This window comes from Roseobacter sp. N2S (genome assembly GCF_031454055.1).
Lineage (GTDB): Bacteria > Pseudomonadota > Alphaproteobacteria > Rhodobacterales > Rhodobacteraceae > Amylibacter.
In genome coordinates this window covers 820,371-836,027 of record NZ_JAVDQB010000001.1, presented here as the reverse complement: position 1 = coordinate 836,027, position 15,657 = coordinate 820,371, and the positions used below count along the sequence as shown (strand labels likewise).

The 15,657-nt window shown below is 56.2% G+C and carries 16 protein-coding genes; 12 read left to right on the top strand and 4 right to left on the bottom strand.

Going from position 1 to position 15,657, the window contains the following annotated elements:
* Positions 1 to 22 precede the first annotated feature (22 nt).
* The 6 genes from GGE09_RS04055 (at position 23) to GGE09_RS04030 (ending at position 6,982) form a co-directional block, all read left to right on the top strand.
* Positions 23 to 1,177, top strand: coding sequence for an acyl-CoA dehydrogenase family protein (locus GGE09_RS04055; RefSeq protein WP_309744110.1), 1,155 nt, complete (start codon positions 23 to 25; stop codon positions 1,175 to 1,177).
* Between the two features lie 93 nt (positions 1,178 to 1,270).
* Positions 1,271 to 1,903, top strand: coding sequence for a glutathione S-transferase (locus GGE09_RS04050; RefSeq protein ID WP_309744108.1), 633 nt, complete (start codon positions 1,271 to 1,273; stop codon positions 1,901 to 1,903).
* A 30-nt stretch (positions 1,904 to 1,933) separates the two neighbouring features.
* Positions 1,934 to 3,148, top strand: coding sequence for an acetyl-CoA C-acetyltransferase (locus GGE09_RS04045; RefSeq protein ID WP_309744106.1), 1,215 nt, complete (start codon positions 1,934 to 1,936; stop codon positions 3,146 to 3,148).
* Positions 3,148 to 3,717 (top strand): hypothetical protein, encoded by a 570-nt coding sequence (locus GGE09_RS04040; RefSeq protein ID WP_309744105.1) that lies wholly within the window; start codon positions 3,148 to 3,150, stop codon positions 3,715 to 3,717. The genes GGE09_RS04045 and GGE09_RS04040 overlap by 1 nt, the downstream gene beginning before the upstream one ends.
* A 78-nt stretch (positions 3,718 to 3,795) precedes the next feature.
* Complete coding sequence (locus tag GGE09_RS04035) at positions 3,796 to 4,749, top strand: cupin domain-containing protein (protein WP_309744103.1); 954 nt, start codon at positions 3,796 to 3,798, stop codon at positions 4,747 to 4,749.
* A gap of 28 nt (positions 4,750 to 4,777) precedes the next feature.
* A complete protein-coding gene (locus GGE09_RS04030; protein WP_309744102.1) occupies positions 4,778 to 6,982 on the top strand; it encodes a 3-hydroxyacyl-CoA dehydrogenase NAD-binding domain-containing protein in 2,205 nt (734 codons plus the stop codon).
* A gap of 158 nt (positions 6,983 to 7,140) precedes the next feature.
* Here GGE09_RS04030 and GGE09_RS04025 read toward each other — a convergent pair whose 3' ends face one another.
* Genes GGE09_RS04025 through nth form a run of 3 tightly spaced genes read right to left on the bottom strand, consistent with a single transcriptional unit; the run spans position 7,141 to position 9,710 of the window.
* Positions 7,141 to 8,049 (bottom strand): DMT family transporter, encoded by a 909-nt coding sequence (locus GGE09_RS04025; protein ID WP_309744100.1) that lies wholly within the window; start codon positions 8,047 to 8,049, stop codon positions 7,141 to 7,143.
* Between the two features lie 24 nt (positions 8,050 to 8,073).
* On the bottom strand, positions 8,074 to 9,069 hold the full coding sequence (locus tag GGE09_RS04020; RefSeq protein ID WP_309744098.1) for an adenosine kinase: 996 nt from the start codon (positions 9,067 to 9,069) through the stop codon (positions 8,074 to 8,076).
* The gene (gene nth / locus GGE09_RS04015) at positions 9,066 to 9,710 is read right to left on the bottom strand and encodes an endonuclease III (protein WP_309744096.1); all 645 of its coding nucleotides are present in this window, start codon (positions 9,708 to 9,710) and stop codon (positions 9,066 to 9,068) included. Before nth ends, GGE09_RS04020 begins: the two co-directional genes overlap by 4 nt.
* 266 nt (positions 9,711 to 9,976) lie before the next feature.
* Here nth and GGE09_RS04010 point away from each other — a divergent pair, with 266 nt between their 5' ends.
* The 4 genes from GGE09_RS04010 (at position 9,977) to GGE09_RS03995 (ending at position 12,590) form a co-directional block, all read left to right on the top strand.
* Positions 9,977 to 10,213 (top strand): hypothetical protein, encoded by a 237-nt coding sequence (locus GGE09_RS04010; protein ID WP_309744095.1) that lies wholly within the window; start codon positions 9,977 to 9,979, stop codon positions 10,211 to 10,213.
* A gap of 11 nt (positions 10,214 to 10,224) precedes the next feature.
* Positions 10,225 to 10,968 carry an SGNH/GDSL hydrolase family protein gene (locus tag GGE09_RS04005; protein ID WP_309744093.1) on the top strand — a complete coding sequence of 248 codons (744 nt, stop codon included), beginning with the start codon at positions 10,225 to 10,227 and terminating at the stop codon, positions 10,966 to 10,968.
* A 28-nt stretch (positions 10,969 to 10,996) separates the two neighbouring features.
* Complete coding sequence (locus tag GGE09_RS04000; RefSeq protein ID WP_309744091.1) at positions 10,997 to 11,860, top strand: bifunctional helix-turn-helix domain-containing protein/methylated-DNA--[protein]-cysteine S-methyltransferase; 864 nt, start codon at positions 10,997 to 10,999, stop codon at positions 11,858 to 11,860.
* A gap of 88 nt (positions 11,861 to 11,948) precedes the next feature.
* Positions 11,949 to 12,590, top strand: coding sequence for an OmpA family protein (locus tag GGE09_RS03995; RefSeq protein WP_309744089.1), 642 nt, complete (start codon positions 11,949 to 11,951; stop codon positions 12,588 to 12,590).
* A 104-nt stretch (positions 12,591 to 12,694) separates the two neighbouring features.
* Here the strand turns inward: GGE09_RS03995 and yghX are convergent, their stop codons facing one another.
* A complete protein-coding gene (yghX, locus tag GGE09_RS03990) occupies positions 12,695 to 13,582 on the bottom strand; it encodes a YghX family hydrolase (RefSeq protein ID WP_309744087.1) in 888 nt (295 codons plus the stop codon).
* A gap of 187 nt (positions 13,583 to 13,769) precedes the next feature.
* On the opposite strand from yghX, the gene GGE09_RS03985 reads away from it, so the two are divergent.
* On the top strand, positions 13,770 to 14,540 hold the full coding sequence (locus GGE09_RS03985) for an FCD domain-containing protein (RefSeq protein ID WP_309744085.1): 771 nt from the start codon (positions 13,770 to 13,772) through the stop codon (positions 14,538 to 14,540).
* 151 nt (positions 14,541 to 14,691) lie between these two features.
* A complete protein-coding gene (gene glpX / locus GGE09_RS03980; RefSeq protein WP_309744083.1) occupies positions 14,692 to 15,657 on the top strand; it encodes a class II fructose-bisphosphatase in 966 nt (321 codons plus the stop codon).

Genomic DNA, 15,657 nt, shown 5'->3' with positions numbered 1-15,657 from the left:
GACCTTGATCGGGAGAGAGACAATGACCATCACCAGCCTGCCATCCGCATGGATGACCGACGAGCACCGCATGCTCGACGAGATGACAACCCAGTTCATCGACACAGAATGGGCGCCAAAATTCGAAAAATGGCGTAAACAGGGTGAAATGGACCGCGACACTTGGCAACAAGCAGGCGAACTGGGCCTGCTGTGCCCCTCTATCCCCGAAGAATACGGCGGCGCAGGCGGTGATTTTGGCCATGAAGCGGTGATCTTGATGTCCGGTTCGCGGCAAAATCTGGCAAGCTGGGGCCATGGCATCCATTCGGGTATTGTCGGCCATTACATCCTGAACTGCGGCACCGAAGAACAGAAAAAACGCTGGCTGCCCAAACTGGTATCAGGGGAGTTGGTCGGTGCCTTGGCCATGACCGAACCCTCTGGCGGCTCTGACGTGCAAGCGATCAAAACCAAAGCCATCAAAGACGGCAATAACTATAAAATGTCGGGGCAAAAGACCTTTATCACCAACGGTCAACACGCCAACCTGATCCTTGTGGCGGCCAAAACCGACCCAACCCAAGGGTCCAAGGGCACATCCCTGATGGTTCTGGAAACCGACGGGGCCGAAGGTTTTCAGCGCGGGCGCAATCTGGATAAAATCGGCATGAAAGCCGCTGACACATCCGAATTGTTCTTTGACAACGTGGAAATCCCGCCAGAAAACCTGTTGGGCGGAGATGAGGGCCGCGGCTTTTACCAAATGATGCAACAACTGCCGCAAGAACGCCTGATCATCGGCTGTGGCGCGGTTGGCGCAATGGAAGGCGCCGTGGCACGCACCATCGAATATTGCAAAGAACGTCAGGCCTTTGGCGGCCCGTTGACCCAGTTCCAGAACACCCGTTTCAAGCTGGTTGAATGTGTCACCAAAACCCAAGTGGCGCGGTCCTATCTGGACACGCTGATTGCGGCCCACCTGAAGGGGGAATTGAGTGTGGAACAGGCGGCCATGTCGAAATACTGGCTGACAGACACCCAAGGCGAAGTGCTGGACGAATGTTTGCAATTGCACGGCGGTTACGGCTTTATGATGGAATATGCAGTGGCCGAAATGTACACCGACGCCCGCGTCCAGCGGATTTACGGCGGCACCAACGAGATCATGAAAGAACTCGTCGGCCGGTCGTTATAAGCACACAGGCCGTCCCGGGTATTTCCCCGGGACCGCCCGCACCCTGCGGCCCCGAAACACATTTCGCGGCAATACCACCCCAAAGGACTGAACATGGCTGATATGAAACTCTACTGTATGGGCGAAAGCGGAAACGCCTATAAATGCGCCCTCCCGCTGGAATTGTCAGGGCTGAACTGGGAACCGGTTTGGGTCGATTTCTTTAACGGCGAAACCCGCACCCCTGAATTCCGCAAAGACCTGTCTGTCATGGGCGAAGTACCGATTCTGATCCACGGCGACGAAAAAATCACCCAATCCGGCGTGATCCAATCCTACATCACCGAGTTGACAGGCAAATACGGCGGCGACACCCCTGCCGAAAAACGCGAGGTTTTGCGTTGGGTTTTATGGGATAATCACAAACTGTCATCCCAAGCGGGCATGACCCGTTTCCTGATGAACTTTCTACCCGAAGACAAACGCCCCCAAGAGGTCATCGGCTTTAGCCTTGGCCGCCTGAAAGCCGCTTACGCCGTTCTGGACGCCGCCCTTGAAGGCCGCGACTGGTTGGTGGGCAATGGCCCGACCCACGCGGATTTTTCCTGCTGCGGCTATCTTTTCTACCCTGAACATTTCGGTTTTGACCGCAGTGAATGGGCCAATATCAACCGCTGGCTTGGCAATATCGAGGGTCTTGAGGGCTATAAAGCCCCCTATGATCTGATGCCGCGCGCAGCCGCTTAATTCGAACTCTTAGCAAAAGGGACCCATCCCATGACCCACGACGCCTATATTTATGACACAGCCCGTTCCCCACGGGGCAAAGGCAAGCAAGACGGATCCCTGCACGAAGTATCCGCCGTGCGCCTGTCTTCTGAAGTTTTGAACGAACTGCAAGCCCGCACCGGATTTGACAGCAAAGACGTGGACGATCTGATCTGGGGCAACGTCAGCCAGGTTGGCGAACAGGGCGGCTGTCTGGCCCGCTCTGCCGTGCTGAATTCCAATCTGGACGAAAGCGTGGCCGGCGTATCCGTGAACCGCTTCTGCGCGTCAGGTCTGGAAGCTGTGAACATGGCCGCAGGTCAGGTCATGGGCGGTATGGGCAACGCCTATATCGCGGGCGGTGTTGAATCCATGTCCCGCGTGCCAATGGGATCGGACGGCGGCGCAATCGCTGTTGACCCGACACTGGCCATGAAAGCCTATTTCGTACCGCAAGGCATTTCATCCGACATCATCGCCACAAAATACGGCTTCACCCGTGACATGTGCGATGAATACGCCGTTGAATCCCAAAAACGCGCAGCCCGCTCGCAACAGGAAGGCCGCTTTGACAAATCCGTCATCAGCCTGAAGGACCAGAACGGCATCGAAATTCTGGGCCGTGATGAAATGGTGCGCGGCGAAACCGATATGCAATCCTTGGGCGCGCTGAACCCGTCGTTCAAACAAATGGGCGAAGTGATGCCGGGCTTTGACGCGGTTGCCCTGTTGAAATACCCCGAGTTGGAAAAGATCAACCACGTGCATCACGCTGGCAATTCATCAGGGATCGCAGATGGCGCTGCGGCGATCTTGATCGGCAACAATGAGTTCGGCATCAGAAACGGCCTGACACCGCGCGCACGGATCAAGGCAACGGCCAAGATCGGCACTGACCCGACCATCATGCTGACAGGCCCCGTGCCCGTGACAGAACGTATTCTGGAACGCACAGGCATGAACATCGGCGATATCGACCTGTTCGAAGTGAACGAGGCCTTTGCATCTGTTGTTCTGCGCTTCCAGCATTATTTCAACGTGGATCACGCCAAACTGAACGTAAACGGCGGCGCAATCGCTATGGGGCACCCGCTGGGCGCAACAGGCGCGATGATCCTTGGCACGCTGCTGGACGAACTGGAACGCTCTGACAAGGAAACCGGTCTTGCCACCCTGTGCATCGGTTCCGGCATGGGTGCCGCAACCATCATCGAACGCGTGTAATGACGCAAACCCCGCATCCCTTGGCGCAGATCGCGCAACTGGCCGATGCAGACGGAACCTTTCCGTTTGCGCTGCTGGTTGACGCAGCCACTGGGTTGACCCGTCTGACCTGCAAGTCCCCGTCCATCTGGGTTTTGCTGAAATCAGAAGACGGGTCCATGCGGGATCGTTGGAAACAAGATGAAGGCGCGCAATTTGTGCGCCTGACAGACGCCCAGATCGCCAAGGGGGCTGCACACAACTGGGAGACCTTACACGCCTTGGCCGTGCGGTTGACGGCGCCTACTCCGCCCCATCCGCTTTATGCAATCTATGATTACGCCCGCTCTTTGGGTCTGGATACAATCGACATCTACGACCCGCCAAATCACCCCTACACCGGCTTGGTTTTTTCAAACCCCGAGGTATTGGTCAAATATCACGGCGACCCCAATTCCAACATAGACCGTATCACTTTCGGCTATCACAAACGCTTGGTCGTTTCAGACCAAGACCTGTCCGGTTCACCGGCAACCCAACTGCGCGCCTTGCAAAAACGCATCGCAGAACTGGGGGGCGCAGATGCTTAACCCCAGTCCAGAATTGAATATCAAGACTCCACTACATTTCGAATTCTTCAAGAATACATTTGATTGGAAAGTCCTGTAATGTCACCAAATTCATCCGCAGCCCCCGCCCAAGACATGTCCGAATTCGCCGCTATGATAGAGGCAGAAATCGCCAATGATGTGGCGTATTTTCATGAACATGGCCATTTTTCCGAAAGCTGCCACACCCCCCCGCCGCTGATCGTTTTTATCGAAGACCAAATACTGTCCTTCGACACATTGGACGCCATCGGGGAAATGTTCCTTGATTTTGGCAAACGCTTTGCAGCCATGGGCATTCATGAACTCCGCCGCCGCGTGTCCCACGTCGAGGATCGGGGCGACAACCGCTTTAAAGCCTCGCTAACATGGGAATTCATCGACGCTGAAGGCGAAGTCAAAAAGATGGCCTCCAATACGGCATTCGGCCGTGATCTGGGGCCGGATTTCAAGATTGAAATGCTGTATATCCCAAAGCCGGAATTCAGCGCGATGCCCCAGTGGAATGCGGCGGTCGAAAACACTTTGGCCCAGCCAAAATCCAAAACCCAAATCAGTGGCAAGCTGGATCTGGACACTATTCCGGATGATCATACCGCCGATTACCCCCCGCCGCACCAAGCCGTCACGCAGGGGCGCAGTGTAAAGAACCTGCATGACGCCGCTGGATTGCACCAGATGGATGCTAAAATGGTGACGTTGCAACCGGGTGCGAAATCCGCATTGCTTCATTGGCACGAACATCAGGACGAAATAGTCATCGTGACCAGTGGCGTCTGCACATTGGTGCATAATGCTGGCGAAATAGAACTGGAAACGGGCGAATGCGCCGCCTTTCCCGCGGGCATTGACGATGCGCACAGCTTTGTGAATCGCACCGGCTTTCCCGTCAGCTTTGTGGTCATCGGCCCCAGTGCTGACACCCAAACCGTCCATTATCCGGACGACGATCTTATGCTTGAAATCGACGGGGCGGCGAAAGCCTACTCTCGGGTTGACGGCTCGAAACTTTGAATAACCCATCAAAAAAGGGAACACCCTCATGACTGACTTTCACTACAAACTAGACGACGACGGCATTGCCATTATCACGTGGGATTGCCCCGACAAATCCATGAATGTGATGTCCGAACACGGGTTTCAGGAACTGTCTGACGCCATCGACACTGTGCTTGGCGATGACGCGATCAAAGGGGCGATCATCACCTCAGCCAAGAAAGATTTCGCAGGCGGTATGGATCTGAACATTCTGGCGGAATGGAAAAAACGTGGTGGGGACAATCCTGCGCCCGCTTTGATGGAAGGCATCATGCAGGGCCACACGGTCATGCGCAAAATTGAACGCGCGGGCATGGATGCAAAAACCAACAAAGGCGGTAAACCCATCGTCGCCGCCCTGCCCGGCATCGCCATGGGCATCGGATATGAACTGGCGCTATCGTGCCACCACATCATCGCCGCTGACAATCCCAAAGGCAAAATCGGCCTGCCCGAAATCATGGTCGGCCTGTTTCCAGGTGGCGGCGGCACCACACGTCTGGTGCGCAAACTGGGCGTGATGTCGGCATCAAGCTACCTGCTGGAAGGTAAAACAGTTGAACCCGCCAAAGCCAAAGCCGCAGGGCTGATCGACGCTGTTGTACCTGCGGATCAGTTAATTTCAGCGGCCAAAGACTGGATCAACGCCGCCACAGACGCCGATCTGCTGAAACCTTGGGATGCCAAAGGCTATAAGATGCCGGGCGGCACGCCTTATCACCCTGCGGGGTTCATGACCTTTGTCGGGGCCACCGCCATGGTTCACGGCAAAACCCAAGGTGCTTTTCCTGCGGCCAAAGCCATGCTCGCCGCTGTCTATGAAGGCGCTCTGGTGCCCTTTGATCAAGCCATCAAAATCGAGGCCCGCTGGTTCACCAACATCCTGATGAACCCCTCGTCAGCCGCCATGATCAACAGCCTGTTCATCAACAAGGGCGCGTTGGAAAAAGGCGCTGTGCGGCCCAAAGACGTGCCAGACCAATCGGTCAAAAAACTTGGCGTTCTGGGCGCGGGCATGATGGGCGCTGGTATTGCACTGGTCTCCGCCCTTGCAGGGATCGAGGTGGTTCTGATCGACCAGACACAGGAAGCCGCCGACAAAGGCAAAGCCTATTCCGAAACCTACGCAGACAAAGGCATCGCGCGCAAAAAATCTACGCCAGAAAAGAAAGAGGCCCTGCTGAACCAGATCACCGCCACAACCGATCTGCACGCGCTGAAAGGCTGTGATTTGATCGTAGAGGCCGTGTTCGAGGATGTGGGCGTCAAAGCCGAGATGACCAAAAAAGTCGAGGCCATCGTGGGCGACGACTGCATCTTTGCCACTAACACCTCTACTCTGCCGATCAGCCAACTGGCCAAAGCCAGCCAACGTCCTGATCAATTCATCGGCATCCACTTCTTTTCGCCAGTGGATAAAATGCTGCTGGTGGAAATCATCAAAGGCGCAGAAACTGGTGGGCGCGCAGTGGCAAAATCGCTCGATTTCGTGCGCCAGATCCGCAAAACCCCGATTGTTGTGAACGACGAACGCTTCTTCTACGCCAATCGCTGCATCATCCCCTACGGCGCCGAGGCCAACCGCATGGTGGCCGAAGGAATCGAGCCAGCCTTGATCGAAAACGCCGCCAAACAACTGGGCTTCCCACTTGGCCCGCTTCAGTTGGGCGATGAAACCTCCATTGATCTGGCCGAAAAAATCATGCGCGCCACCAAAGCCGCATTGGGCAACGCCTATCCTGCGTCCAACGGCGATGATGTGGTGCAAAAACTGTTCGACATGGGCCGTCTGGGTCGCAAAACCAAATCCGGCTTTTACGATTATGACGAAAAGGGTAAACGCACGGGTCTTTGGAAAGGTCTCGGCGATTACTTCCCTGTGCGCGAAGACCAACCCAGCCTGACCGACGTGCAACACCGTCTGGCAATGGCCCAAGTGCTGGAAGCCGTGCGCGCTTTGGAAGAAGGCGTGCTCGAAGACATCCGCGAAGGCGATGTAGGCGCGATCCTTGGCTGGGGCTTTATGCCTTGGTCTGGTGGTCCGTTTTCATGGCTGGATATTCTGGGATCGGAAAAAGCCGTGGAAATCTGCGACGCATTGGCCGCAAATTACGGCGATCGTTTCCAAGCCCCTGCCCTGTTGCGCGAAATGGCTGAAAAAGGCCAAAGCTTTTACGGACGCTTTGGCGCAGACGCCAAAGCCGCGTAACAGCCCCCTTACACTGACAAAAAAGCCCCGCAGCATGCTGCGGGGCTTTTTTTTGATTTCAATGCCTCCGGCGGGGATATTTTTAGAAAGAAGAAAAACGGGGTCCGGCTTCTTTTGAGAGAAAACACCTCGGGGTCAGGGGCAGCGCCCCTGTTCTGTTATTTCTGCAAAGCAACCCTCTTGCCGGGATTTTCCCGCCATAAGACCAGCAATCCGCCGCCAATAATAAACAAAACCCCGGGGAATATCTTGTCAAAGGGGGCTTCCCCAAACACCAGCCAGCCCATAGTAAAGGCGGAAATCAGGCCGAAATAGTTGAACGGGGCCAGCAGGCTCGGTTCGGCCATACGCACGGAAATCAACATACAGATCACGCCGCAACCGCCCAGCAGGGACATCACTGTGATCTGGATGCCGTCGTGCAGGTTTTCGATCCCGTCAAAACCTGTGGTGGCCAGCACCACAATCACATTCACTACCGCCGCCGAGATCGCCGAATAGAGATACAGTAAAGCGTTTGAAACAGAACGGTCCACCAGCCGTACCGTCACCATAGACAGCGCATAAAACAGCGCCGCGCCAAGGGGTAGCAGGGCCATCAGGTTAAAACTGTCCGCTGTGGGGCGCACGATCCAGACCGCCCCTACAAAGCCCATCACCACCGCGATAGAGCGCCAGATGCCGACCCGTTCTCCCAGCAAAGGCACCGACAGGATCACCACAAACAGGGACATGGTATAGCCAAGCGCCGCCACCAAAGCGAATTCGGTTTTGCCCAGCGCCACATACCAGAACAGTTGCGCCGCGGTGACCATCAGCCCCCGCCCGAAGGCCAGTTTCCATTGCGGGATCATCAGCTTGCGGGGATTTGTGCGCAACTCCCCGCTCCACATCATCAAAAGGATCGCGGGGATCATGCCGATGACATTGCGGTAAGCTGACAGTTCCAGCGCGCTATAGCGGGGCAGCAGGGTTTTGATGAACACCGACATTCCGTCCAGAAAGACGATGCCCAGCAACAGCACTAAAAGGGCACGGACCAGATTAGAGCGGAAGAAGCCGCTCACTGACCTGCGCCCTTTGAGGTCTGATTATTCAAGACCTTTTTCACGGAACAGCGCTCCTAGGTCGGCTTCGGGGCGGGCACCGATGTGGCTGATAATTTCACCCGCTGCGATGCACCCCATGCGCCCGCAGGTCAGCATATCGCGTCCGTTGACCAGACCGTGCAAGAAGCCTGCGGCGAACAGATCGCCCGCGCCTGTGACGTCTACAACGCTGGTAGCCTCGGCCGGGGCTTCGACGCGGATGCCGTCCTTGACGATGATCGCGCCTTTGGCCCCCACGGTGCAGGCGACGATTTCCACCCGCTCGGCGGCTTGGGCGATGCTTTCGTCCAATGTGTCGGCAGGGTACATCGCGGCCATTTCATGTTCGTTGCAGAACAACAGGTCGATGTGATCGCGGATCATATCACGAAAGGCTTGGTGGTGGCGGTCCACGCAGAAAGGGTCGCTCAGCGTCACGGACACTTTGCCGCCGGTGCTTTTGCAAGCCTCAATCGCCTTGGCAAAGGCCGCATGACTAAGCGCGCCATCAAAACGGTAGCCTTCAAGATAGATCCATTCCGCATCAGCCATCATCGCAGGATCAATATCATCAGGGCCAAGATGTTCGGACACGCCCAGATAGGTGTTGAGCGAGCGTTCGCTATCCGGCGTCACCAGAACCATGCAGCGCCCTGTTTCGTCGACCTCGTCTTTGGGTGAACGGGGGACTTCAAAGTCAGCCCCCTGTGCGCGCATATCATGGGCGAAGATATCGCCAAGCTGGTCGGCTTTCACCTTGCCAACATAGGCCGTGCGCCCGCCAAGGGCTGCAATGCCCGCAATTGTGTTGGCCGCCGATCCGCCAGAGATTTCCTTGGCGGGCCCCATCATGCCGTACAAATCAGCGGCGCGCGTGGTGTCGATCAGTTGCATGATGCCTTTTTCGACGCCGTTGTCCGACAGAAAAGAGTCATCACAATTGGCCAGCACATCCACCAGCGCATTGCCGATGCCGACTACTTGGTATTTCTTCGTCACGTGGTTTTCTCCTCAAACGGGCAAAGATCTTCGATAATGCAATTTGTGCATACGGGTTTACGGGCTTTGCAAATATAGCGCCCGTGCAAAATCATCCAGTGGTGGGCGTGGCGTTGGAATTCAGCGGGAATTTGATCCTCGACCGCGCGTTCCACCGCGACCACGTCTTTGCCGGGGGCCACGCCGGTGCGATTGCCAAAGCGGAACACATGGGTGTCCACCGCCTGTGTGGGTTGTCCGAACCACATATTCAGCACCACGTTGGCGGTTTTACGTCCGACACCTGGCAGGCTTTCCAGTGCGGCGCGACTGCTGGGAACAACGCCACCGTAATCATCCACCAATATCTGGCTTAGCTTCATCACGTTCTTGGCTTTTTGGCGGAACAGGCCGATGGTTTTGACGTGTTCGGTGACGCCTTCTAACCCCAAGGCCAGCATTTTTTCAGGCGTGTCGGCCACTGCGAACAACCCGCGGGTTGCCCTGTTGACCCCCACGTCCGTGGCCTGCGCCGACAAAGCAACCGCCACCACCAAAGTATAGGCGTTGGAATGGTCCAATTCGCCTTTCGGTTCCGGTTCGCTATCGCGGAAGCGGTCGAAAATCTTATAGATCGTGTGGTAGTCTAACTGTTTGGCCATAAAACGTGTTTGCCATGACCTTGGTGAAATGGGAAGAGCGGAACCTGCGCAGGGATGCAGGCAAATTGGCCGCAGAACGCTGCGAAATCACCGCATGGCATCCGTTGGTCTGAAGGGCGCGATCACAACTTCGGCAATTTTTAGTAAATTTGTTACATTGCTCTTGAAAGCACTGCTCACATAACTATTTAACCCCCAACTCAAATTGCACCGGTGCCCTGCCGATTTTACATCACAGGCGATCGGTTTTCTAAAAGGAAATACAGATGTCGGCTCTTACCGCTGTCATACTGACAACTTTGTTGTCTACACCGATTGTGCAGGTCTCGCATGATCGCATTGTTGAATCCACACGAGCTTATCAAACGCGGGCATATCAAACGCAGGCCTATACGGCCAAATTCTCTGCGATTGAGTTTTCCGGCGCTACAGACATCGGCATTGACGATGCGGCGCTGAATGCTTTCGTCGAACAAGCGAACCGGCGCTATCACGGGTTTTAAGGGGAATTAGGGTGAAAGCAGTCTTTGAAACAACTTTAAAACTGCTGCTTTCGCCCCTGTTGGTTTGGCAAGGCCTGCGGGTGCGTAAACATGCGCTGATCTTACCAGAACCCACTGGCCCACGCTTTGGGGTGGATGGAAACGGCCCTGCGCTAAGCCTGCTTATTCTGGGCGACAGTTCTGCGGCAGGGGTCGGTGTTCCCACCCAAGAGATGGCCCTAACGGGGCAATTGCTGAACGAACTTGCACCATTTTTCACCGTGACATGGGATTTGACCGCCCGGACCGGTGCCACAACAGCCATCACATTGGAACGTCTGAAACGGCTTGATCCGCGGGATTACGATGCGGTTATTCTGGCCGTTGGGGTCAATGACATCACCCGCTCTGTGCCGTTGAACCGCTGGATCTCGCTTCATGGCCAACTGTTTGACCTGCTGCACAGCAAGTTCAAGGCAAAACGGATTTACACCTCGGATTTGCCCCCGATGGGTCAGTTTCCGGCCCTGCCCCAACCGCTACGCGGAATCATTGGGATGACGGCCCGCCGATATGACGCGGCTATGGCCCGCTATCAGGCCACCCGCCCTGAAATCACCCGCTTGCAGATGGATTTGCCGATGGACCCTGCCCTGATGGCTGAGGATGGATTTCACCCCGGTGCCGCCGTCTATGCCCAATGGGCAAAGGCACTGGCCGATCATATCCGCGAAGATTTCGGCACACCTGACATTGCGCAAGAAACGGGTGGATAGAATCGCAGCGCAGCGGCATCTTGGGTCTATGGAACAAGATACATATCATCACGCCGTTATCGCCCGTGCGATTGCCTTTATCGACAGCACTGTGGGCGAACAGCCGCGACTGGAGCAAGTCGCCGCCGCCGTTGGCTTGTCGCCGATGCATTTCCAGCGGGTGTTTTCCCAATGGGCCGGCGTCTCGCCCAAACGGTATCAGCAATATCTGACGCTGGATCACGCCAAATCCCTGCTGCGCGAACGGTTTACCCTACTCGACACGGCACTGGAAACGGGTCTGTCAGGCACCGGTCGCCTGCACGATCTATTCCTGACATGGGAAGCCATGAGCCCCGGCGAATATGCCGCCAAAGGCAAGGGGTTAACCATCACATGGGGTTGGTTTGAAAGCCCTTTTGGCGAGATGATCGTCACCGCCACACCGCGGGGCATCTGTGGCATGGGCTTCACGGCTGAATTTGGCCGCGACTGGTCTCTGGATGATATGCACGCCCGCTGGCCCGAGGCCACGTTCATTCAAAACGAAACGGCCCTTCAGCCCCAAGTCTCTGCAATTCTTGGCGGGGATGCCGCCAACCTGCATCTGATCGGCGCACCTTTCCAGATCAAAGTATGGGAGGCTTTGCTGAACGTGCCAACCGGCCATGTCACCACCTACTCCGAGATCGCCAAATCCATCGGCACCCCCAAAGCCGTACGCGCAGTGGGCACCGCCGTGGGGCGCAATCCGATCAGCTGGCTAATCCCCTGCCATCGTGCTTTGCGCAAAACAGGCGCTTTGGGCGGCTATCACTGGGGCCTTCCCGTCAAGCGCGCGCTTCTGGCATGGGAAGGCGCGCGGGCCGATGCCACCCCCGAAAACCAGCCAATTGCGCAAAAATCCGCCTGATCCCGATACTGTGTACACACCAAGCCTTGAATTGCGACCTGTTCTGCCCAATTTGTAGCAGGCCGATTAACAATGAAAGGCCAGTACAATGGCTCTGACCAAATCCATTCTTGCTGCATCCGCAGCCGTTTTCGCACTGACCGCTTGTGACGAGGCGACAAATCCGGACTATCAAAAGACCCGCAACGGGGCTGCAATTGGCGCGGCCGTCGGTGTGGCCAGCCAGATTATTGCAGGCAACTCTAACGGGTCCATTGTAAAGGGCGCTGTTGTTGGCGCAGCCGTTGGCGGCGTGTTTGGCGCGATCCTTGACCAGCAGGAAAAAGACCTGCGTCAAAGCATGGCCGGATCAGGCGCGACGATTACCAACACAGGCAACGAATTGATCGTGACCCTGCCCGAGGCGATCACCTTTGACACTGACAGCACCTATGTGCGGCCGTCGTTACAAGACGACCTGCGCTCTTTGGCGAACAACCTGCAACGCTACCCCGACAGCACCGTTGACGTGATCGGCCATACTGACAGCGTGGGCGATACCGCCTACAACCAAAACCTGTCTACCCGCCGTGCCCAATCTGTCGCGGGTGTTTTGACCAGCAGCGGCGTCAGCTCTAGCCGTATCCGCGCTTATGGCCGGGGTGAGACCCAGTTTATCGCCAGCAACGACACCGCAGCAGGGCGCGCCGCCAACCGCCGCGTCGAAGTTGTGATCCGTCCGACCAACTGATCCGTATAGAATACGACACCGCGCAACCAACGCCGTCCTGATAATTTTTCAGGGCGGCGTTGTGCATTTTGACAAGTGGTTCAGCGGGTGGTTTTGTGGATGGGCTAGGCCAGTTTTTCACCAAAGAAATCTATCGTGCGCTGCCATGCCAAAGCGGCCTGTGCCTCGTCATAGCGGGGGGTGCTGTCATTGTGAAAGCCGTGGTTCGCGCCTTCGTAGAAATGCGCCACATATTCTTTGCCGTTGGCCTTTAACGCGGCTTCATATTCGGGCCAGCCCGCGTTGACCCGCTCGTCCAAGCCACCGTATTGCAGCATCAATGGCGCCTGAATTTTTGGCACATCTGCGGCGCTGGCCTGACGGCCATAAAACGGCACAGAGGCGCCCATTTCAGGATAGGCCACCGCCAGCGCATTACACACACCGCCGCCATAACAAAAACCAACAGCGCCGACCTTCCCCGTGCTGGCCTCATGGCCCATCAGATGTTCAAACCCCGCAAAGAAATCATTCATCAGCTTGGTGCCATCCACCGTCGCCTGTAATGCCTTACCCTCAGCATCATTGCCAGGATACCCCCCGACCGAACTTAACCCGTCAGGTGCAAAAGCCAGAAACCCTGCCTTTGCCACACGGCGCGCCACGTCTTTGACATAGGGGTTCAGCCCGCGGTTTTCATGGATCACCAGAACCGCAGGAATTTTCCCCGTGGCCGCTGTTGGCTTTACCAGATAACCCTCGATCTCTCCATTACCGTTGGGCGAGTCGTATTTTTCGTAACTTGCCAGAATATCCGGATCATTAAAGGACACTTGCTCCGCCATGGCATAATCGGGGCTAAGCATGCTTAACAACATGCTCGCCGTTACGGCACCTGCGGTGAACTTGCCCGCCTTTTCCAGAAATTCCCGCTTGGACATCAGTCCGTGGGCATAAAAATCATAAAGGTCCAACAATCCTTGATCAAAATCTTTTGCAGTCATCCGTTCCATTGGGGGCTCCCGTTTGAGGTGTCTTTTGCGCCTTGAATTATAGGTAAGCACTACAGCCTGCGTTTCACCAAACGCTTTTTGCCGCCCATGGATCACAATACCGCCAACTGGTTCAAAATGCGGCAATGCCTTGCCGATCCCTGCCCTTCGTCCTTATATTCACTCAATTCCAAACTGGACGCCGCCCATGCCGTTTCAAAAAATCCACCCCGAACGGATCGCCGATACGGTGGTTCGCCAGATTGAACAACTGATCCTGCGCGGCGTGCTGCGCCCGGGCGAACGTCTGCCATCGGAACGGGATCTTGCCGAACGGTTGGGGGTGTCACGCCCCTCTATCCGCGAAGCGATTGCCGATCTGGTGGAACGGGGATTACTGGCAACGCGGGCGGGGTCGGGGATTTATGTGGCCGATGTGCTAGGCTCGGCGTTTTCAGAACCGCTGATCAAACTGTTTTCCACCCACGAAGAAGCCCTGTTCGACTATATCGCCTTTCGCCGCGACCTAGAGGGTATGGCGGCGGAACGGGCGGCAAGGCTGGGCAGCGATACCGATCATAAAGTGATCACAACCCTGTTTGCCAAGATGGAAAACGCCCACACCAAACGCAATCCCGCCGAAGAAGCCGCTTTGGACGCGGAATTCCACATGGCCATAGTTGAGGCCAGCCACAACGTGTTTATGCTGCATATGATGCGCTCTATGTTTGAAATGCTGCGCGCTGGGGTGTTTTACAACCGCAAGATCATGTTCAAGGTCCGCACCACCCGCGAATCCTTGCTGGAACAACACCGTCTGATCCACGATGCTATCCTGTCCCGCGATCCCGTTGCCGCCAGACAAGCCGTTGAGGATCATCTGAATTTTGTGGAAACCTGCATGCATCAGGACCGCAAGGCACAGACCAACGAACAAGTGGCCTTACTGCGCTTTGCCCAAGAACTGGATCGCAAGTGATTTGCACCAGCCCCCTGACCGCGCCGTAATCCTGTTACCTCGTCCCTGTATGGCCCGTATCGAGATTACCGAAAATGCGGGTTTTTAGTTGTAACGGACGGTTTTTTCCTGCATTTGGGCGCAACGTCGATTAACTTTCAGGACCGATTTCATGACCGACACCACAGACTTCGCCGACCGTATGCTTTCACTGGGTTTGGCCCGCGTTTCAGAGGCTGCGGCGATTGCCAGCGCCAAACTGATCGGGCGCGGTGACGAAAAAGCGGCAGATCAGGCCGCTGTAAACGCCATGCGCGAACAGTTGAACATGCTGGATATTGCAGGCGTCGTGGTGATTGGCGAAGGCGAGCGGGACGAAGCCCCTATGCTGTTCATCGGCGAAGAAGTCGGCACAGGCAACGGCCCGGGCGTGGACATCGCGCTGGACCCGCTCGAAGGCACCACACTGACTGCCAAAGACATGCCAAACGCGCTGACCGTTATCGCCATGGGGCCGCGCGGATCTATGCTGCACGCACCGGACGTTTATATGGATAAACTGGCCGTTGGCCCGGGCTACCCTGTGGACACAGTGACCTTTGCCATGTCCCCTGCGGAACGGGTGCAAAACCTTGCCAAAGCCAAAGGCTGCGACGCCAACCAGATCACCGTTTGTGTTCTGGAACGCCCGCGCCACGAAGAAATGATCGCCGAATTGCGCAGCACAGGCTGTGCCATCCGCCTGATCACCGACGGTGACGTTGCAGGCGTGATCCACTGCGCCGAAGCCGCCACAACTGGCATCGACATGTATATGGGATCTGGCGGCGCACCCGAAGGTGTGTTGGCCGCAGCCGCGCTGAAATGTATGGGCGGGCAGTTCTATGGCCGCCTGACCTTTCGCAATGACGACGAGCGGGGCCGCGCCACACGCGCTGGCATCACCGACTTTGATCGCATCTACACCCGCGACGAACTGGTCACTGCCGATGTGATCTTTGCCGCAACAGGCGTAACCGACGGCTCTATCCTTTCAGGCGCCCATCAAGACGGCGACTTTATGGAAACCGAGACCATCCTGATGCGCTCTAAAACCGGCTCCGTGCGGCGGATCAAATACCGTCAAAACAACAACTGA